General features: G+C 74.4%; 11 protein-coding genes. 4 read left to right on the forward strand and 7 right to left on the reverse strand.

Features of this window, described 5'->3' with window-relative positions:
• Window positions 1-47 precede the first annotated feature (47 nt).
• The gene (locus O7542_RS21230) at window positions 48-737 is read left to right on the forward strand and encodes a TIGR03089 family protein (RefSeq protein WP_210884241.1); all 690 of its coding nucleotides are present in this window, start codon (window positions 48-50) and stop codon (window positions 735-737) included.
• 114 nt (window positions 738-851) lie between these two features.
• Here the strand turns inward: O7542_RS21230 and O7542_RS21235 are convergent, their stop codons facing one another.
• Together O7542_RS21235 and O7542_RS21240 are read right to left on the reverse strand one after the other, a co-directional pair.
• Entirely contained in the window at window positions 852-2,843 is a 1,992-nt protein-coding gene (locus O7542_RS21235) for an acetoacetate--CoA ligase (protein ID WP_281605140.1), read from the reverse strand.
• Window positions 2,844-3,161: 318 nt separating this feature from the next.
• Window positions 3,162-3,677 carry an acyl-CoA thioesterase gene (locus tag O7542_RS21240; RefSeq protein ID WP_030501344.1) on the reverse strand — a complete coding sequence of 172 codons (516 nt, stop codon included), beginning with the start codon at window positions 3,675-3,677 and terminating at the stop codon, window positions 3,162-3,164.
• A 23-nt stretch (window positions 3,678-3,700) separates the two neighbouring features.
• On the opposite strand from O7542_RS21240, the gene O7542_RS21245 reads away from it, so the two are divergent.
• Complete coding sequence (locus O7542_RS21245; RefSeq protein WP_064447700.1) at window positions 3,701-4,354, forward strand: hypothetical protein; 654 nt, start codon at window positions 3,701-3,703, stop codon at window positions 4,352-4,354.
• A 52-nt stretch (window positions 4,355-4,406) separates the two neighbouring features.
• Here O7542_RS21245 and O7542_RS21250 read toward each other — a convergent pair whose 3' ends face one another.
• On the reverse strand, window positions 4,407-5,570 hold the full coding sequence (locus tag O7542_RS21250) for an acyl-CoA dehydrogenase family protein (protein WP_043326488.1): 1,164 nt from the start codon (window positions 5,568-5,570) through the stop codon (window positions 4,407-4,409).
• A 248-nt stretch (window positions 5,571-5,818) separates the two neighbouring features.
• Here O7542_RS21250 and O7542_RS21255 point away from each other — a divergent pair, with 248 nt between their 5' ends.
• Window positions 5,819-7,246, forward strand: a complete 1,428-nt coding sequence (locus tag O7542_RS21255) for a UDP-glucose/GDP-mannose dehydrogenase family protein (protein ID WP_043326489.1) — start codon at window positions 5,819-5,821, stop codon at window positions 7,244-7,246.
• Window positions 7,247-7,407: 161 nt separating this feature from the next.
• A complete protein-coding gene (locus O7542_RS21260; RefSeq protein ID WP_281605141.1) occupies window positions 7,408-12,315 on the forward strand; it encodes a permease in 4,908 nt (1,635 codons plus the stop codon).
• A 352-nt stretch (window positions 12,316-12,667) separates the two neighbouring features.
• Here the strand turns inward: O7542_RS21260 and purE are convergent, their stop codons facing one another.
• From purE to O7542_RS21280, 4 genes are all read right to left on the reverse strand, one after another.
• Window positions 12,668-13,159 carry a 5-(carboxyamino)imidazole ribonucleotide mutase gene (purE, locus tag O7542_RS21265; RefSeq protein ID WP_104114281.1) on the reverse strand — a complete coding sequence of 164 codons (492 nt, stop codon included), beginning with the start codon at window positions 13,157-13,159 and terminating at the stop codon, window positions 12,668-12,670.
• Window positions 13,159-14,316, reverse strand: coding sequence for a 5-(carboxyamino)imidazole ribonucleotide synthase (locus O7542_RS21270; RefSeq protein WP_281605142.1), 1,158 nt, complete (start codon window positions 14,314-14,316; stop codon window positions 13,159-13,161). Before O7542_RS21270 ends, purE begins: the two co-directional genes overlap by 1 nt.
• Before the next feature lie 64 nt (window positions 14,317-14,380).
• The gene (locus O7542_RS21275) at window positions 14,381-16,417 is read right to left on the reverse strand and encodes a thioredoxin domain-containing protein (protein ID WP_281605143.1); all 2,037 of its coding nucleotides are present in this window, start codon (window positions 16,415-16,417) and stop codon (window positions 14,381-14,383) included.
• 50 nt (window positions 16,418-16,467) lie between these two features.
• Window positions 16,468-18,957 carry a bifunctional diguanylate cyclase/phosphodiesterase gene (locus O7542_RS21280; RefSeq protein ID WP_281606494.1) on the reverse strand — a complete coding sequence of 830 codons (2,490 nt, stop codon included), beginning with the start codon at window positions 18,955-18,957 and terminating at the stop codon, window positions 16,468-16,470.
• Between the last annotated feature and the right edge of the window lie 22 nt (window positions 18,958-18,979).

Genomic DNA, 18,979 nt, shown 5'->3' on the forward strand with positions numbered 1-18,979 from the left:
TGACGTTGTCATCGAGTACGCACGCGGGGCGCGTATCGTTCGCGCCGATGGCCGACAACATTGCCCGGGTGTTCGCCGACGCGATCGCGCCGGACCCCACCCGACCGCTGCTGACCTGGTACGACGACGCCACCGGCGAGCGCACCGAACTGTCCGGCGCGACGCTTGCGAACTGGGTGGCGAAGACCGCGAACCTGCTCACCGACGAGATCGGCGCCGCGCCGGGCGACCCGGTCGGCGTGTTGCTGCCGCCGCACTGGCAGACCGCCGCCGTGCTGCTCGGCTGCTGGTCGGCGAAACTGACGGTGACCGACGCGCCGGGGCCGGTGGAGGTGCTGTTCGTGGCCGCCGACCGGGCGGACGGGGCAGCCGGGTGGCCGGCCGGCGAGCGGTACGCGCTGGCGCTCGACCCGTTCGCGCTGCCGATGCGGCAGGTGCCCGCCGGCTACGCCGACTTCGTGACGGCGGTACGCGGACACGGCGACCACTTCACGCCGTACCCCGAGGGTGGCGAGGGGGACGCGGCGCTGCTGGCCCGCGCGACGGCCCGCGCCACCGAGCTGGGCCTGACCCAGGGCGACCGCCTCCTGGTAGACGTGACCACCCACCCCGACCCGGTCGACTGGCTGCTCACCCCGCTCACGGCAGGAGCCAGCGTGGTGGCGTGCGCCCACCCCGACCCGACCCGCCTGGCTTCCCGCGCCGAAACCGAGAAGACCACCCACACCCTGCCCTGACCCTCGCCCCTCCCCCGTTGATCTTGCAGTTTCGGCCCTCGGGGCGGGTGATTCGCCCCGTTCGCCGGGGCAGAAAGTGCAAGATCAACGGGCGGGTCGGCGGGGACGGCGGGATCAGCGAGGCGAGACGGGGCTGTCGGTGGTGGACCGGCGCTGGGCCAGGGCGGCGAACGCCGTCAGGGACTCGGGGTTGGCCAGGGCGCCCTTGGCCGCCGCGCTGTCCACCGGGGTACCCGTGAGGATCTTCTTGACCGGAACCTCCAGCTTCTTGGCGCTCAACGTTCTCGGCACGGCCCGGACCTGGTGGATCTCGTCCGGCACGTGCCGCGGCGACAGCGCGGTACGCAGCTCCCGGCAGATCTTCTTACGCATGTCGTCGTCCAGCTCCAGGCCCTCGGCGAGCACCACGAACAGCAGCAGCTCACCCGCGCCGCCCTCGTCGTCCTCCAGGTGCACGACCACCGAGTCGACCACCTCGTCCAGGCCCTCGACCACGGAGTAGAACTCGGCGGTGCCGAGCCGCACCCCGCCCCGGTTGAGCGTGGCGTCGGACCGGCCGGTGATCACGCACCCGCCGCGCTCGTTCACGGTGATCCAGTCGCCGTGCCGCCACACCCCGGGATAGACCTCGAAGTACGCCTCCCGGTAGCGAGCGCCGTCCCTGTCGTTCCAGAACCCGACCGGCATGCTCGGCATCGGCTCGGTGATCACCAGCTCGCCGAGCTGCCCGATCACCGCGCTGCCGTCGGCCGAGCGGGCCTCCACCTTCGCGCCCAGCGCCCGGCAGGCGATCTCCCCCGCGTACACCGGCAGCAGCGGCACGCCGCCGACGAACCCGGTGCACACGTCAGTGCCGCCGGACAGCGACTGGAGCTGGAGGCGGTCGCTCACGTTCTCGTACACCCAGGTGAAGCCCTCGGCCGGCAGCGGCGCGCCGGTCGAGCCGAGGCCGCGCACCGCGGACAGGTCGGCGACCTCCCGCGGCACCAGCCCGGCCTTGCGGCAGGCCAGCAGGAACGGCGCGGACGTGCCGAAGTACGTGGTGCGGGTGTCGGCGGCCAGCCGCCACAGCGCACCCAGGTCGGGGTGGCCCGGGTTGCCGTCGAACAGCACGATCGCCGCGCCCACCGCCGGGCCGGAGACCAGGAAGTTCCACATCATCCAGCCGGTCGTGGTGAACCACAGGAACCGGTCGGACGGACCCAGGTCGTGGTGCAGCGCCAGCATCTTGAGGTGTTCCAGCAGGATGCCGCCGTGGCCGTGCACGATCGGCTTGGGCAGGCCGGTGGTGCCGGAGGAGTAGAGCACGTAGAGCGGGTGGTCGAACGCCACCGGCGTGAACGTCAACGGCTCGTCGGTCGGCGCCGCCAGCTCCGCCCACGGCAGCGCGCCGTCGGGGGCCGGGCCGTCCGGATCGAGGTACGCGATGGCGACCGTGTGCCGCAGCGACGGCAGCGCGGCCCGGATCGCGGCCACCTCGGCGCGCCTGTCCACAGGCTTGTCGCCGTACCGGTAGCCGTCCACTGCCACCAGCACCGTCGGTTCGATCTGCTGCCAGCGGTCGGTGACGCTGCGGGTGCCGAACTCGGGCGCGCAGGAGGAGAAGATCGCGCCGAGGCTGGCGGTGGCGAGCAGCAGGACGTACGTCTCCGGGATGTTCGGCGCGTACGCGGCCACCCGGTCGCCCGCACCCACGCCGAGGCGGCGCAGCCCGGCCGCCACCCGGCGGACCCGCTCGCGCAGCTCGGCGGCGGTGAGCGTCTCCGGGGCGCGGGTCTGCCCGTGCGCGATCACCGCCGGGTCGTCGTCGCCCAGCCCCGGCATGCGCAGCACGTTCTCGGCGTAGTTGAGCGTCGCGCCGGGGAACCAGCGGGCGCCGGGCATGGCCCGGTCGGTCAGCGTCGCCGTCGGCGGGGTGTGCGCGACCACGTCGAACCAGTCCCAGATCGAGCGCCAGAACGCCTCCAGGTCGGTCACCGACCACTGCCACAGCGCGTCGTAGTCGGCGAACTCCAGCCCGCGGTGCTCGGCCAGCCAGCGCAGGTAGTCACCGATCCGGGACCGCTCCCGCACGTCCGCCGGCGGCGTCCACAGCACGTCAGCCACTGATCCACCCTCCCTGAGGCCCTGCCACGACGGTGTGCCGGGGCCGTGGCGCCATCTTGCCCTACCTCGTGCCGCCATTGTCCGCGCCGGGCACGGCGCACGGGGCGTGGCCCGCCCACACCCCGCACCCCCACCCCATGTGGCCCGCGTGTAAGGAAGGGCCCCCTATTAACGCCTCCGGTAGAGGAAGGGCCCCTTGTTAACACCTCGCCCTCCGCGGGTGTCCAGGCGCCGGTGGAGGCGGCGTGTGTCGGCGGGGGTGTTAATAGGGGTCCCCTCCTCTACCGGAGGCGTTAACAAGGGGCCCTTCCTTACACCTCAGCCGGCGCGGTGGGCCTGGATCGCCCGGCGGCGGGCCAGCCGGTGCGCCCGCCGGATCTCGGCCTCCCGGAAGCGGCGCTCGTCCTCCGGCGTCTCCGGCAGCACCGGCCGGACCGGACGGGGCGTGCCACCCACGTCGACGCCCACGAAGACCAGGTACGCGGTGGCGACCCGGACCGGTTCCTCCTCGGCCGAGTCCCAGCGCTCGGCGACCACCTTCACCCCGACCTCCATCGAGGTGCTGCCGGTCCAGTTGATCTGGGCGTGCGCGTGCACGAGGTCGCCCACCCGGACCGGCTCGGAGAAGACGATCTCATCGATGGAGGCGGTCACCGCGGTGCCGCCACTGTGCCGGGCCGCCGCCGCGCCGGCAACGTCGTCCACGAATTTCATCAGTACCCCACCGTGCACGGTCCCGTACAGATTGACATCGACCGCGGTCATGATGCGACTGAGCGTGACGCGGGAGTACGAGGTCGGTTTACCCGGCGGGACCGCGGGATGATCTGTCATGCCGAAAACGGTACGGTGCGCGGATGCGACATCTCTGGAGCTTCCTCGCCGGGTTGGCGGTGGCGCCCGTCACCTGGGTGCTCGTCACGCTCGGTCAGGACGGATCTGAGCGGACCGTCGACCGCTGGGTGGAGATCGGGACGTACAGCACGCCGAACCTGATCGAGCCGGCCGTCTATCTGGGCGTCGCCGGCATCCTGCTCGGCCTGCTCGGCACGTTGCGCTTCTCGCCGCTCGGCCCGCTCGTGGCCGGCCTGCTGCTCGCGGTCCCGTACCTCGGGCTGTTCGTCGCGCCGTTCAGCGTGCGGGACCGGGTGCCCGGTGACCTGAAGCTGCTCGGTGACCCGCTGCCGCTGCGCGACCCGCTCGACAACGGCACGCTGTTCCTCATCGGCGTGCTGCTGCTGATGGCCGTGTTCAGCACGAGCCGCTGGCGGCGTCCCGCCACACCCGCGCCGGCCGAGGCGGAGCTGACCCCGGCCGCCGCGCCGGTGGAGCACAAGCCGACGCTCACCGACTGGCCTCCGGCGCCGGCGAAGGACCCGGACACGCCACCGCTCACGCTGGCGTACCCCGAGAGCCCGACCGAGCCGCTGCCCCGCCGTACCGGCGGCGAGTCGCCGTGGTCCGCCCCGCCGCGCGGCGCGGGCCGGCCGGAGGGCACCGAGAGCCGTTGAACGAGCGCGGGCGGGCCGGTGTGCACCGGCCCGCCCGCCCGAACGCCTCCGGTCAGCCCTTGAGCAGCTGACGGGCCATGACGATGCGCTGCACCTGGTTGGTGCCCTCGTAGATCTGGGTGATCTTGGCGTCCCGCATCATCCGCTCGACCGGGTAGTCGCGGGTGTAGCCGTAGCCGCCGAGCAGCTGGACCGCGTCCGTGGTGATCTCCATGGCGGCGTCTGACGCGAAGCACTTCGCGGCCGCGCCGAAGTAGGTCAGATCCGCGTCGCCGCGCTCGGACCGGCCGGCGGCGGCGTACGTGAGCTGCCGGGCCGCCTCCAGCTTCATGCCCATGTCGGCGAGCATGAACTGGATGCCCTGGAAGTCGGCGACCGGCTTGCCGAACTGCTTGCGCTCCTGGACGTAGCCCTTGGCGTAGTCCAGCGCGCCCTGGGCGATGCCGACGGCCTGCGCGGCGATGGTGACCCGGGTGTGGTCCAGCGTCTTCATCGCGGTGGCGAAGCCGGTGCCCTCGGCGCCGATCATGCGGTCGGCCGGGATCCGTACGTTGTCGAAGTAGACCTCGCGGGTCGGCGAGCCCTTGATGCCGAGCTTCTTCTCCGGGGCGCCGAAGCTGACGCCCGGGTCGGACTTCTCCACGACGAAGGCGGAGATGCCCTTCGACCGGGCTGTGGGATCGGTCACGGCGAAGACGGTGTAGTACTCGGAGACGCCCGCGTTGGTGATCCACCGCTTCACGCCGTTGAGCACCCAATGGTCGCCGTCGCGTACCGCCTTGGTGGTCATCGCGGCGGCGTCGGAGCCCGCCTCCGGCTCGGAGAGGCAGTAGGAGAACATGCCCTCCCCGGCCGCTACCGGAGTCAGGTACTTGCGCTTCAGCTCCTCGGAGCCGGCCAGCAGCAGCGGCATGGTGCCCAGCTTGTTCACCGCCGGGATCAGCGAGGACGAGGCGCAGGCCCGCGCCACCTCCTCGATCACGATGGCCGTGGCCAGCGCGTCCGCGCCGGCGCCGCCGTACTCGACCGGGATGTGCGGGGCGTGGAAGTCGGCGGACCGCAGCGCCTCGTAGGACGCCTTCGGGAACTCACCTGTCTCATCGGCCTCAGCGGCATGCGGTGCCACCTTGGCCGCACAGACCTCACGGACCGCCTCCCGGATCGCCTCGTGCTCCTCCGGCAACCGGTAGACGTCGAACGACTGCTCTGCGGCCATGTCGGCCCTCCCCTTTCACCGCTATCATGCGCAGTCTGTACCGCCCGGGGGCCGAAGACTGCCGCAAACTGAAGGATAGCCACCGGCCCCTGCCGGACCTTACCGGCGGGTAGGCTCGCGCCCGAGCGTCGCCCGCCCGGCCCCACTACCCTCACAGCAGAAATTCAGTTCCCTCGGTGCCCGGCCCAGGCGCCCCCAGCAGAATGCGACGCATGGAAGCGCCGCCAGTGCGAGCGGAGAAGACAGGCGTGACGATTCCGTACCCGAACACCCAGCCGATGCCCGCCATCGCCGCGGTGACCCCGCCGTCCGGCGCCCCCCGCCCCCGGGTGACGTTCCTCGGCACCGGCTACCTCGGTGCGACCTACGCCATCTGCTACGCCGAACTGGGCTACGAGGTGCTCGGCTTCGACGTCGACGCAGACAAGATCGCCAAGCTGAACGCCGGTGAGGTGCCGATCCACGAGCCCGGCCTCGACGAGCTGCTGCGGCGCAACCTGGCCGCGGGCCGGCTGCGATTCAGCACGGACATCAACGAGACCGCCGACTTCGGCGACGTCCACTTCATCTGCGTCGGCACCCCGCAGCGGGCCGACGGCATGGGCGCCGACCTGTCGTACGTCGAGGCGTCCGTGACCAGCCTGGCCCAGCACCTGACCCGTAAGGCGCTGATCGTCGGCAAGTCCACCGTGCCGGTGGGCACCGCCGAGTGGGTGGAGCAGCTCGTCGGCAAGCACAGCCCGGCCGACCTCGGCGTCGAGGTGGCGTGGAGCCCCGAGTTCCTCCAGGAGGGCTTCGCCGTCGACGACGTGCTGCGTCCGAACCGGATCGTGGTCGGCGTCAAGAGCGAGTGGGCAAACGGCATGCTCTACGCCGCGCACAAGGGCGTCTTCGACCTCGCCGCCACCGAGGACCGCGAGGTACCGCTCGTGGTCACCGACTTCGCCACCGCCGAGCTGGTCAAGGTCGCCGCGAACGCGTTCCTCGCCACCAAGATCTCCTTCATCAACGCGATGGCGGAGGTCTGCGAGGCCGCCGGCGGCGACGTCACCCAGCTGGCCCGCTCGATCGGCTACGACCCGCGCATCGGCAACCGCTTCCTCCAGGCCGGACTCGGCTTCGGCGGCGCGTGCCTGCCCAAGGACATCCGCGCCTTCCAGGCCCGCGCGCAGGAGCTGGGCGCCGGTGAGGCGCTGCGCTTCCTGCACGAGGTCGACCTGATCAACCTGCGCCGGCGCAGCCGCGTCGTGCAGCTCGCCGCCGAGTTGCTCGGCCGCCGCTCCGGCCCGGCCGGGCCGGACCTGTCCGGCACCCGCGTCGCGGTGCTCGGCGCCACGTTCAAGCCCAACACCGACGACGTACGCGACGCGCCGGCGCTCGCGGTCGCCGCGCTGCTCGGCAAGGCCGGCGCCGACGTGCACGTGTTCGACCCGCAGGGGATCGAGAACGCGCGCCGCGCGGTGCCCGAGCTGACGTACGAGGAGACCATGAACGACGCCGTCCGCGGCGCCGACCTGGTCTGCGTGCTCACCGAGTGGGCCGAGTTCCGCAACGCCGACCCGGTGGCCCTGGGCGAGCTGGCCAACGGCCGCAAGGTGGTCGACGGGCGCAACTGCCTCGACTCCACACTGTGGACGCAGGCCGGCTGGGAGTACCGCGGCATGGGCCGCCCCTGATCCGATGACCGCGCGGACCGGCCGCCGGGAACGTCTCCCGGCGGCCGGTCCGCTTTTTGTTGTCCGGAACGCGGCGGCAACTGTCGAAATCCCGGCCCACTCAAGGCATGCTGCCTCTGGGAGGTCCACAGTGCGAGGGCACGGGCGGACGGGAGACTGTCGTGGAGAGCTTCAGGTGCGCCTCGTGCGGGCAGGACATCAAGCCCGCCGTCGTCTGCCCGCACTGCGGCGCGCACCAGCCGCAGTGGGCCGAGCACCTGGCCGACATCGAGCGCTCGATCGCCGAGATGAAGGCCCGCGACGCCGAGATCGCCCGGGAACAGCGGCAGATCGCCGCCAAGATGCAGGCCGCCCTCTTCCAGCGGGACATCCTGGCGCACGCCGGTGAGGAACGGGTCCGGCAGGCCACCCGGCCGCGCCGGGTCCTGCGCCGCCGGCCCGGCCGCCGCCCGCCCACCGCCGCCACCGGCGCGCCGCCCCGGGTGCCCCGCCAGGGCACCTCGCCGCCCGGGCCGCCGGAGGACCTGCCTCCGTCGCCGCCGCGCGGTCGCCCCCGCTGGCTCGATGCGGACGACCCGGAGCACCCGCCCGAGGCGTCCTCGCGCGAGGTGCAGAACATCCCGCTGGGGCTGGGCGCGCTCCTGCTCGGCGTCGCCGCGGTGGTCTTCGCGGCGGTGGCCACCAGCTCGATGGACGCGCTGGCTCGTCTCGGCGTACTGCTGGTGGCGACGGCGCTGATGCTCGTCGCCCCGCCGGTCCTGGCCCGGCGCGGGCTGACCTCCACCGCCGAGACCGTCGCCGCGGTCGGGTTGCTGCTGGTGCCGCTGGCCGGGTACGCGCTCTGGGCCGTGGACCGGATCGGCGGCGACGGATCAGGTGCCGCGTTCGCCGGGACGATCTTCCTGGTCACCACGCTCGTCGCCCTGGGGTACGCGTACGGGACGGGTCTGCGCGCGCCACGCTTCGCCACAGTGCTCGCCGCCCAGCCGGTGCTGCCGCTGCTGGCGTACGAGCGGATCACCGGGCCGGTCGGCTGGGCGCTGGTGCTCACCGCGGTGGCCGTGCTCGACCTCGCGCTCGTCCGTTCCGCTGTGGTACGTGAGCGGCCGGTCCGGCGTGACCTGCCCGCCACCGCGCCGACCCCGCCCGTCCCGCCCCGGCAACGCGCCGACGAGGACCGGCCCGAGTCGGCGCCGGAGGAGGTCGGCGAGGTGCTCGGCGGGGACGCTCCCCCGGAGCCGGCCGCCACCGCCCGGCCGGTGCCGTGGCTGCCCGAGCTGACCTGGCTGCTGCACGGCGTGGCGGTCGCTGTCGCGCTGGCGTACGCGGTCACCGGCCTGCTGCGCGCCGCCACCGTCCCGCCGGCCGCCGCATCGGGCGCGGTGCTGCTGCTCGCCGCGCTGGTCGCGCTGGCCGGCACGCTCGTGCTGCGCCGGCCGCCGCTGCCCGATGTCGGCGCCGGCATCCTCACGCTCGCGGTGATCGGCGCGCTCGGCCGGGTCGCCTCGGTGGCCCTGCCGGGCCGGTCCCTGCTGCTGATCTCCGCCGTCATCGCGCTGACCGGGCTCGCCGTCCGGGCCGTACCGGAGGCGGCCCGGCGGGGTCCGCAGCTCGCGTCGGCGGTGGCGCTCACGGTCAGCGGCCTGGTGGTCGCCGGTGGCGCGCTGCGCGCCGGGCTGGCGCCGCTCCGGGCCGCGCTGCCGGCCTGGTCGGCGGACCTGAGCGGATGGCACGCCGAGCTGGCCCGGGCGGTCGGCCCGACCGGCTGGCAGCTCGCCGCCAGCGCGCTGCTGCTCACCGTCGCCGCCGTGATCGCGCTGCCGCCCGAGATCCGGCGTGAGTTCGCGGTGGTCGGCGCGGCGCTCACCGCGCTCGCCGTACCCGCGTCGCTCGGCCTGGGGTGGGCGGCGGCCTGCTGGCCGATGCTGCTGACCGCGGTCGTCGTCGGTGTGCTCGGGCTGAGCGCCGGCACCGAACGCGCGGCGGTGACACACGCGGTCACCGCGGCCGGGCTGGGCCTGATCGGCGCCGGCGCCGCGCTCGCCCGGCCGGCGCTGACCGCCGCGGCGCTGACGCTGCTCTTCCTGGCCGGCGCGCTGGTCTCCCTCGCCCCTCGGGTCCGGCTCGCCGCCGCCGCGACCGACACCGTCTGCGCCTGGGCGGCCGGCGGCGCGGCGTTCGCGCTGCCGGGCGCCGTCGCCGCGTTCGTCGCCGCCACCGCGCCGACCCCGCCGATCGCCACTCCGGCGAACCTGCGCGAGATCACCGTTCCGATCCTCGCGGCGAGCTTCCTCGCCGTCTGCGTCACGCTCGGCTACGCCGCCCTGGTGCAGGTGGCGCAGCGGCACCTGAGCATTCCGCACGCGCTGGGCACCGTGCTCGGCACGGTGGCCGTCGCCGCCGCCGCGTTCGGCGCGCCGGGCGCGACCTCGGCGGACGCCTGGGTGGGCAGTCTGCTCCTGGTCGCCGCCGCGCTGCTGGCGCTCGCGCCGCGCATCGACGCGGGGCGCCGGGCCGACATGTCCCTGGACGGGTCCGACCTGGCCCTGGCCGCCACCACCGTGGCGCTCGTCGCCACACTGGCCCGGATCGCCGCGGTGCTCGCCCCCGGCGGTCAGCTCGTGGTGGCCTCCGCGCTGGTGCTGCTGGTCGCGGTGGCGGCCCGGGCGCTGCCGGAGGAGTGGCGGCGCGGACCGATCCTCGGCATCGCCGCCGGTGGCCTGCTCCTCGGCCTGATCGCCGCCTGGAGCGCGCTGCGCGGCGGGCTCGGCGTGCTGGCCACCCCCGGCCCGATCTGGGCCGGGGACCTGAGCGGGTGGCCGGCCGCGCCGACGGGCGGGTCGACCTGGCAGGCACCGGTCGCGCTGGTGCTGCTCGCGGTGACCGCCGCCGTCCTGCTGCCGGCGCCGTGGAAGTACGACGTTTCTGGCCTGGCCGTCGTGCTCGCCACGGTGGGCGCGCCGGCCGCGTTCGAGTTGCCCTGGTGGTCCCCGGTGGTGGTGGGCGCAATGGTGGCCACTGTCTACGGCATGGCGGCCGTGGCCGCTGTCGATCCCCGGGCCTCGCTGTCCCGGGCCACGGTGGCCGGTGTGGTCGCGCTGCACGCGGCTGGGGCGGGACTGGTCCGCCCGGGGACCACAGCGCTGGCGCTCGGCAGCATCGCGCTGATCGGGGCGACGGTGGCCGCCCTGGCCCGTACGCTCGCGCCGTCGCTCGTGGACGACGTACGCGCCGAGGGCATGCCGCCGCACCTGGTGCAGGTGGGCGGCGCAGGCGCGGGCGCCGCGGTGCTCGCCCTGCCCGGCGCGGTGGCCGCCCTGGCCGCCGCGTTCGGCCACCCGCCCCAGGTGGTGCTGACCGCCGCGCTGGCCGCCACCAGCATCGGTCTGGCCGCGATCGCGGCCGCGCGCCGGTACGTGCCGCAGTACCTCCCGTTCGCCAGCGTGGCGGTGGTCGGCGCGGCCACCGTCACCGCTGCCGCCGCGCTCGCGGTCGGCCTGCCGGCGGGCGTGTTCGCCGCCGCCGCCGCGCTGCTCGGCGTGCTCGCCGAACTGGTACGGGCCGCCACGGTCCCGCCCGCCGGCTCGGCCCGGCCGGTACGCCGCTGGACCGTCCTGCTGAACGGGGCGATGCGACGTGACCCGGACGATCCGGTGCTGCGCTGGCGGGTCAGCCCGGCCGCCGGCGCGCTCGCCGCCGCGGCGTTGCCCACCGCGCTGGCGCTGGCCACACTGGCGCCCGCGCTTGTGGTGGCGTTGTTCTCGCCGTTCGCGGTGCTGAGCCGGGTGTGGCAGGGGCCGCCACCGGAGCTGCTGACCCCGCCGGCGAACGCGGTGAATCCCACCCACGTGCTCACCGCGCTGCTGCTCACAGTGACAGCGGCGCTCGCCGCCACCGGGTTCAGCGGGGGCCGGCGGTCCCGTGCGGTCCCGGTGATCCTGCCCGGGGCGGCGGTCACGCTGCTGATCACGCCGGTGGCGCTCGGCCGGGGCTGGCCGGTGACCGCGCTGGCCGCGCTGGCGGTGTTCACCATCTCGATGCTCGGCCTGGCGCTGACCCCACCGCCGGCGCTGGCCGAGCCGGGCCGGTCGATCCGGGTGGCCCGGGTGCTGGTCTTCGCCCTCGGGCTGGCCGCCGGTGGCGCCGGGCTGGCCGGCAGCCTCGCCACCAGCGACCTGACCGTGTTCACGCTCGGCGGCGCGGTGGGCGTGGGCGCCGTCGCCGCGCTGTTCGGCACCACCCAGCGTGCCCGCATCCTGGGCTGGCTGTTCGGCTCGCTGATGGCGCAACTCTTCGTGCTCACCGTCGGCCTGAAGTCCGGGCTCGCCGCGGTCTGGTCCGCCTTCGGGGTACTCGCTGTCGGCGCGGCGTTGCAGGTCTTCGCCGCCACGCTGCCCCGGCTGCGCCGCCCCGAGGCGTACCGGGAGGCGGCCACCGTCGAGTGGAGCGGCTTCGGGGCGGCGCTCATCGCGCTGGCCCTGGCGTACGACTCGCCCCGGCACATCGCCGCGCTGCTGGCCGCGTGGGGCGCGGTCCTCGGGGTGGCGGCCACCCGTCCGGGGCGCCGGCCGATGGAGCGCAACCTGCTGTTCTGGGCGGTAGTGGCCTGCGAGATCAGCGCCTGGTGGATCCTGATGCGGGTGGCCGACGTGGCGCTGCCGGAGGCGTACACGCTGCCGTTCGCGGCGCTCGCCCTGCTGGTCGGGGTGCTGCAACTGCGCCACCGGCCCGACCTGTCGAGCTGGGTGGCGTACGGCCCGGCGCTCGTCACCGCTTTCCTGCCCACGCTGGCGATCGTGATCGCCACCGACTCCAGCATGCTGCGTCAGGTGCTGCTGCTGCTCGGCGCCGTCGCGGTGCTCATCTTCGGCTCGACCAGCCGGCAGCAGGCCCCGGTGATCGTGGGCGCCGCGGTGACCGCGATCGCGGCCGTGCACGCGCTGTTCAGCCTCGGCCCGTGGCTGGTGCTGATCCCGGTCGGCATCGTGCTGCTGGCACTGGGCGCGAGCAACGAGCGTCGCCGCCGCGCCCAGGAGCGCCTGCAGACCGCGCTGCGCGGCATGCGGTGAGCCGAGCGGGCCTGGCGGTGCCGGGCCCGCCCGACTCACGCCCGACGCCGGGCCGCGTGCCCGCCGGTCCGCGGCGTCTCCCCGGCCGTTCAGTACGGTCACACTCCGTGTCGAAGTGCCGGGGCGGGCGGGGCACCTCTCTGCCGACTTTGCTCTGCAGCCACGGAGGCAACGGTCACCCACCGTGACGAGTGCCGGTGCGGAGCCAATTTCGAGGAAACGCAGAACCGCAGGTCAAGGCCGCGCCGCGTCGATGGCTGCAGAGCAAAGTCGGCGGAGGGCACAAACAGCCGCCCGCCCAGCCGGTCACGCTCAGCAACCAGCCGAGTTAAGCACGAAGAGTGACGAACGGTCAGGTGAGGGAGGCGCGCAGCGCGGCTTCCTTCTCGGCGACCAGATCCTCCAGGCTCGCCTGGTAGGCGGCCATCCTGTCGCGCAGCACCGGGTCGGCGGCGCCCAGGATGCGTACCGCCAGCAGGCCGGCGTTGCGGGCGTTGCCGATCGAGACGGTGGCGACCGGCACACCGGCCGGCATCTGCACGATGGACAGCAGCGAGTCCATCCCGTCCAGGTACTTCAGCGGCACCGGGACACCGATCACCGGCAGCGGGGTGACCGAGGCGACCATGCCGGGCAGGTGGGCCGCCCCGCCCGCGCCCGCGATGATCACCTGAACGCCCCGGCCGGCGGCGGCCCGGCCGTACTCGATCATCTTGCCCGGGGTGCGGTGCGCCGAGACCACGCCCACCTCGTACGGCACGCCGAACTCGTCCAGCGCCTCGGCGGCGGCCCGCATGACCGGCCAGTCCGAGTCGCTGCCCATGATCAGCCCGACGGTGCTCATCAGTGCCCCTCCTGGAGCCAGCGGGCGGCACGCGCGGCCCGGGCCCGTACGTCCTCAAGGTCGTTGCCGAGCACGGTGACGTGCCCGATCTTGCGGCCGGGGCGGACCTGCTTGCCGTACAGGTGGACCTTGGCCCCGGGCTCGGCGGCGAACAGGTGGTGCAGCCGCTCGTCGATGGAGATGCCGCCCGGCTCGCCGCCGAGCACGTTCGCCATCACCACGACCGGCGCGGTCAGCGAGGTGTCCCCCATCGGGTAGTCGAGGACCGCCCGCAGGTGCTGCTCGAACTGCGAGGTCCGGGCCCCCTCGATGGTCCAGTGACCGGAGTTGTGCGGCCGCATGGCCAGCTCGTTGACGACCAGCCCGGACGGCGTGTCGAACAGCTCCACCGCGAGCAGGCCGACCACACCGAGCGCGGTCGCGAGGTCGATGGCGAGCTGCTGCGCGGCGACGGCCTGCTCCTCCGGCAGGTCGGGCGCGGGCGCCAGCACCTCGACGCAGATGCCGTCGCGCTGCACCGTCTCCACCACGGGGTACGCGGCGACCTGCCCGAACGGCGACCGGGCCACCTGCACGGCCAGTTCCCGGCGCAGCGCCACCCGCTCCTCGACCAGCAGCGGGGTGCCACCGGCGAGCAGCGTGGCGGCCAGCTCACCGGCCGCGCCGGCGTCGTCGACCATCCAGACGCCGCGCCCGTCGTAGCCGCCCCGGGCGGCCTTGAGCACCACCGGCCAGCCGGTCTCCTCGCCGAAGGCGACCAGGTCGGCCGGGGACTCCACCGGACGCCAGGCCGGGTTCGGCGCGCCCAGCTCACCGAGCCGTTCCCGCATCACCCGCTTGTCCTGCGCGTGCACCAGCGCCTCGGCCGGCGGGAACAGCTTCACGCCCTCGTCGGTCAACGCGCGGATGTGCTCGTTGGGCACGTGCTCGTGGTCGAAGGTGACCACGTCGCAGCCCTTGGCGAACGTACGCAGCGCGGCCAGGTCGGTGTGGTCGCCGTACTGGACGTCGGCGGCGACCAGCGCGGCGCCGTCGTCCGGGGCGAGCGCCAGCACGCGCAGCGACTGGCCGAGGGCGATGGCGGCCTGGTGAGTCATCCGGGCGAGCTGGCCGGCACCCACCATGCCCACGACGGGGAGACCGGTACGGGAGTCCATAGCGCCGCCAGCCTATAAGGGCCGGCGCCGGGCCGGACCGCGAGGGCGGCCCGGCCCGCTCCGCTCAGCCGAGCTGCGCGACCAGCTCCTCGACGCCGGTCACCGGCCGCTGGCAGACGAAGCCCCGGCAGACGTACGCGGCGGGCCGCCCGTCGACGAACGGCCGTCCGGCCAGCAGCGGCACGCCGGGCTGGTCCGGGGCGCCGGCCACCACCACCGCGCCGGGCGGGGCGTGGCGCCGGGCGGCGGCCACCAGCGGGTCGCCCTCCGGGTCGCCGGTCGCCACCGCGATCTCGTACGGCCCGGACAGCAGCGCCTCGCCGACAGTGGCGGCGTAGCCGGTGAACCGGGCATGCCGGTCGACGATCGGCGCGACAGTGGACAGCGCCTGCTCGGCCGCCTCCCGGTAGCGGGTCTCCCCGGTCAGCGCCGCGTACGCCACGAGCGCCGCGACGATCGCCGAGCGGCCCGACGGGGTCGCGTTGTCGGTCGGGTCGGCGGGCCGGGTGACCAGGCGCTCGGCGTCGTCGGCGGTGTCGTAGAAGGCGCCGTCCGGGCCGGCGAACCGGGCCAGCGCCACATCGAGCAGCTCACCGGCCAGGCTCAGCCACCGCCCCTCGCCGGTGAGCTGGTGCATCGCGCAGAACGCCTCGGCGACGCAGCCGTAGTCCTCCAGCACACCGGCCGGCTCGCCCACGACCTTGTCCCGGGAGACCCGGCGCAGCCGCCCGTCCACCACGTGCACGGTGGCCAGGTGCTCGGCGGCGTCCCGCATCGCGCCGTCGGAGACGATCAGCACGCCGTCCATCAGGTTCGCGTCCTCGTCGTCCGGGGACACGAGCAGCGCGGCGACCTGCTGGAACTCGGCGATGGCGGTGATCGCCAGCCCGTTCCAGGCGGCCACCACCTTGTCGTCGCGGGCCGGCTGCGGGCGGGTGTCGCGGGCGGCGAGCAGCCGGCCCACCACGTCCTGCCAGCGGGCCCGCACCGCCGGGTCGGCGTCGTCGACGTCCCGGGCCAGCCGCAGCACGCTGCTGCCGTGCTCGAACGTGCCCTCGGCGGTGACCTCGAACAGGTCGGCGGCAAACCGGCCGTCGTCGGCCCCCAGCACCTCGACGAGCTGGTCGGGCGTCCAGACGTAGGTGAGCCCCTCGACGCCCTCGGTGTCCGCGTCCAGCGCCGAGGCGAAGCCTTCACCGGCCCGGTGCAGCTCGTCGGCGAGGAACCGGGCGGTGTCCCGGGCCACCCGGCGGGCCAGCCCGTCGCCGGTGAGCCGCCAGAGCTGGGTGTAGACGCGCAGCAGCAGCGCGTTGTCGTAGAGCATCTTCTCGAAGTGCGGCACCGTCCAGTGGCCGTCCACCGAGTAGCGGGCGAACCCACCGGCGAGCTGGTCGTTGAGGCCGCCACGGGCCATCGCCTCGCAGGTGTGCCGGACGATCTCCAGGCTGCGCGCCGAGCCGGTGCGCTGGTGGTGCCGGAGCAGGAAGAGCAGGTTCATGTGCGGCGGGAACTTCGGCGCGCTGCCGAAACCGCCGTTCGTCTCGTCGTACTCCCGGGCGAGCTGGCTCGCGGCGGCGTCGAGCAGGCCGGCGGTGAGCGGCGCGGTCACGCCGCCGACCGCCTGCGCGCCGCCGATCGCCTCGACCACGGCGGCGCCCTGGCGCAGCACCGCCTCGCGCTGGTCGCGCCAGGCGGTGGCGACCGAGCCGAGCAGGCGGATGAAGTTGGCGCGCGGGAAGTACGTGCCGCAGAAGAACGGGGTGCCGTCCGGCGTCGCGAAGACGGTCATCGGCCAGCCGCCCTGCCCGGTCATCGCCTGGGTGGCGGTCATGTAGACCGCGTCGACGTCGGGGCGCTCCTCGCGGTCGACCTTCACGCAGACGAAGTCGTCGTTCATCAGCCGGGCCACTGCCTCGTTCTCGAACGACTCGTGAGCCATGACATGACACCAGTGGCAGGCCGCGTAACCGACCGAGATCAGCACCGGCACGTCGCGCCGCTTCGCCTCGGCGAACGCCTCCTCGCACCACGGCCACCAGTCGACCGGGTTGTCGGCGTGCTGGAGCAGATAGGGCGAGGTGGCCTTGGCGAGTCGGTTCACCACCCGACCCTATCCACCATCGCCTTCCGACGCCGCCGGTGCGGCAGGGGTCAGGATGCGCCGTCGGCGCGCAGCGGGAAGACGTTGCCCCGGGCGCCGTCGCGCAGCGACCCGAGCACCGCGGCGATCTTGTCGGCGGGCATCGGCTTGAAGAAGTGGTAGCCCTGGGCGGCTGTGCAGCCCAGCTCGGCCAGCGCGGTGCGCTGCTCGGCGGTCTCGACGCCCTCGGCCACGACCCGCAGCCCCAACTCGTGGGCCAGCCCGACGGTGGTCCGGACGATCGCCGCCGCCTCGGGCGAGTCGGCCATCCGGAGCACGAACGACCGGTCCACCTTCAGCTCGTCCACGGCGATCCGGGTGAGGAACGTCAGCGAGGAGAAACCGGTGCCGAAGTCGTCCACCGCGAGCTGCACGCCCATGGCGCGCAGCGTGGCCAGCACCTCGTCGATGATCTCCAGCTCGCTCATCACCACCGTCTCGGTGATCTCCAGGACCAGCCGGTGCGGCGGGACCTGGTGGCGGCGAAGCGCCTCGTCGATCTCGGCGGGCAGTCGCGGGTCGAGCAGGCTGCGCGCGGACAGGTTCACCGAGATGGGGACGTCCAGCCCGTCCCGCGCCCACGCGGACGCCACGGCCAGCGCCTTGTCCAGCACGTACCGGGTGAAGCTGCCGAGCTGCTCGCTGTTCTCCACCGGGCGGATGAAGTCGGCCGGGCCGAGCCATCCCCGGCGCGGGTGCCGCCACCGGATCAGCGCCTCCACGCCGGTCGGCGCGCCGGTGGCCAGGTCCACCGCCGGCTGCAACGCCAGGACCAGCTGGTCGTCGGCGGCCAGCGCCTCCCGCATCTCCGCGAGCAACGCCAGGTGGTCGGTGCTCGCCGCGTCGCGGGAGCTGTCGTACGCGGCGACGCTGCCGCCGCCCTCCTTCGCCTGGTACATGGCGATGTCGGCGCGCCGCAGCAGCTCGGTCAGGTCGGCCGCGCCCGCGTCGGCCACCACCACGCCCACTGCCACCTCGACGGACATCCGTACCCCGGCCACCTCGGTCGGGGCGGCGAGGCGTTCGGCGACCTCCCGGGCCTGGCGCAGCGCGTACGCCAGCGGGGCCGTCCGGTCCTCGACCATCGGCACCGAGGTCAGCAGCAGCGCGAACTCGTCGCCGCCGAGCCGCCCGAGCAGGTCGCCCGGCCGGGTCAGCGCGGCGAGGCGGCTGGCGGTGAGCCGCAGCAGCTGGTCGCCCGCCGAGTGCCCGAGCGTGTCGTTCACCTCCTTGAACTGGTTCACGTCGAGCAGCAGCAGGGCCACCGGGTGGTCGTGCGGGCGCTGCCGCAACGCCTGGTCCCCCTTGGTGAGCAGCGCCGCCCGGTTCAGCAGGCCGGTGAGCTGGTCGTGCACCGCGTCGTACGACGAGCGGGCGGTGACCAGCCGCAGCTCCCGATGCGTGGCGGCGTCGTGCAGGGCGGCGGCGAGCGCGTCCCCGAAGGCCGCCACGCCGTCGCGTTCCCGGGCGCTCGGCGGGGCGGACCGGGCGAACCGCACCCGCAGCCGGCCGACCTCGGCGGAGCCCACGACGAGCCGGCGCATCAACTCGTGCTCGGCGACGCCGGCGCACCCGGCGGGTTCCACCTCCCGGTCCCGGACCTGCCCGCCACGGTCGGCCCGGTACCGGCGCCAGCGTCCCTCGCCCCGGGCCACGTCGACCTCGACCAGTTCGGCGCCGAACAGCGTGAGCGCTCCGGTCACCGCGGCGGTCGCCACGCCCCGCTCGTCGAGCTGGTTGAGCGCGGCGGTGGCCTCGGCGAACTCCCGCCAGGTCCGCCGTTCATGGTCGGCCCGCAGCCGGTGCCGGTAGGTCTGCTGGAGCAGCCAGAGCGGCGGCGGCAGGAGCAGCAGCCAGCGCGCGTCGAGTTCGAGCAGCGCGACGACCACCAGGCCGACCGCCACGTTGCCGACGAACATGAGCAGCTTGCCGCGCAGCGCGGCGAACAGCGGCGGCCCCATCGGGATGCCGTGCCGCAGCGCGAGCGTGACGGCGCCCAGGAAGGCGGTGGTGAGCAGGTACGTCACCGCGGCGGCGGTGAGCGTGAGCGCGAGTTCCGGGGTGGGCGCGGCGAGCAGCGGCGGGCCGAGGGCGGTCGCGACGGCCGCCGCGAGCGCGGTGGCGGCGGTGAGCGAGCCGGCGATCCCCGCCAGTTCCAGGGCCGGTCGACGGTCCGACACCACCGACATCACGGTCCAGGCGGTGCCCACGCCCAGCAGGGCGGCGGCCGGAAGCCAGCCGGCCGGCACCAGCCAGAGGCAGACCACCAGCGCGGCCTCGCCCCAGGTGATGCTCACCATCCCCGACGCGGTACGGAAGCGCAGCCGGGCGAGTTGGGCAACCGCGAACGCGACAGTGGCGATGCCGAACCGCGCCGGGCCGGGCAGCGGGTGGTCCACCGGGAGGTGTGGCGGGACGACCAGGCCGAGGACGGCGGCCAGCAGACCGGTGAACGCGACCGCGACGGTCAACACGACGACGCCCGTCGGCGTCCCGCGCAGGCCGACCCGGTCCGGGGGACGG

The sequence above is a fragment of the Micromonospora sp. WMMC264 genome, assembly GCF_027497275.1.
Taxonomy (GTDB): domain Bacteria; phylum Actinomycetota; class Actinomycetes; order Mycobacteriales; family Micromonosporaceae; genus Micromonospora; species Micromonospora chalcea.

Bases quoted from the DNA above. Each gene is read 5' to 3' on its own strand.
- O7542_RS21270 (WP_281605142.1), bottom strand. From the start codon at position 14,316: ATGGACTCCCGTACCGGTCTCCCCGTCGTGGGCATGGTGGGTGCCGGC.
- O7542_RS21230 (WP_210884241.1), top strand. From the start codon at position 48: ATGGCCGACAACATTGCCCGGGTGTTCGCCGACGCGATCGCGCCGGAC.
- O7542_RS21240 (WP_030501344.1), bottom strand. From the start codon at position 3,677: ATGACAGATCATCCCGCGGTCCCGCCGGGTAAACCGACCTCGTACTCC.
- O7542_RS21250 (WP_043326488.1), bottom strand. From the start codon at position 5,570: ATGGCCGCAGAGCAGTCGTTCGACGTCTACCGGTTGCCGGAGGAGCAC.
- purE (WP_104114281.1), bottom strand. From the start codon at position 13,159: ATGAGCACCGTCGGGCTGATCATGGGCAGCGACTCGGACTGGCCGGTC.
- O7542_RS21245 (WP_064447700.1), top strand. From the start codon at position 3,701: ATGCGACATCTCTGGAGCTTCCTCGCCGGGTTGGCGGTGGCGCCCGTC.